Raw genomic sequence first — 775 nt, 5'->3', positions numbered from 1 at the left:
AAAATACGAACACTATTAATTGGAATATTAGAACCATCAGAACCATTAGTTAAATAAACCCGACCACTAGCATTATATAAAGCAATACTATAAGGGTTTTTATCCATATCATCAATAAAACAAGTTGCTTGATGTTTAGATAAAGTTTTATTTTCTTTCTGTTCTGTAAAATAAGGTGGTTCAAGCCATAACATACCTTCAGCAACTTTACRATTAGTTGGTGATAATCAAACTTGATAACGATATTTTTCTGAAAATTCAGGAATATCAATAGAATTATCACTATCAGGTGTATAAGATATACTTACTTTTTCTCATTTTATTTTTTTATTTATTTCAAGCACTCATTTTAACATTTGTTCAATAGTATCTTTTAAACCTTTATTTAAAGATAATTTATTTTCTTCAATAACAAATTCTTCATTATATAATAACTCTAAACTACTATCATCTTTTTGATGTATTCAATAACAAATTCTTCATTATATAATAACTCTAAACTACTATCATCTTTTTGATGTAATGGTGCATTAACTGTTATTGAACTACCACTTTGTGCTTTTTTAACAATATATTTTCCATCTTCTTTATCAATATAATCTTTATTTAAATCACTATCTTTAATAACATCAGATGGTATATCACCGCCTTGTTTTGCTTTTCATACATTATTTTCATAATAAATCGTATCATTATCAAAAGGCACTATTAATTTAATATACTCATTATAATCAATCTTACTAAAATCATTAATAGTAGGATAAGTTATATTAAT

The 775-nt window shown here is 24.0% G+C and carries 2 protein-coding genes; both read right to left on the bottom strand.

Translation table 4 applies throughout. The annotated features are described in order from the left end of the window. Positions 1-356: hypothetical protein (locus tag C6B38_RS05950; protein WP_146693337.1), on the bottom strand; the 356-nt coding region annotated here is incomplete at its 3' end. Between the two features lie 80 nt (positions 357-436). After that, positions 437-775: hypothetical protein (locus C6B38_RS10190; protein WP_162475908.1), on the bottom strand; the 339-nt coding region annotated here is incomplete at its 5' end.

The organism is Spiroplasma sp. ChiS (assembly GCF_002968355.1).
GTDB lineage: Bacteria > Bacillota_I > Bacilli_A > Mycoplasmatales > Mycoplasmataceae > Spiroplasma > Spiroplasma citri.
This window is presented reverse-complemented; position numbering and strand designations above follow the sequence as displayed.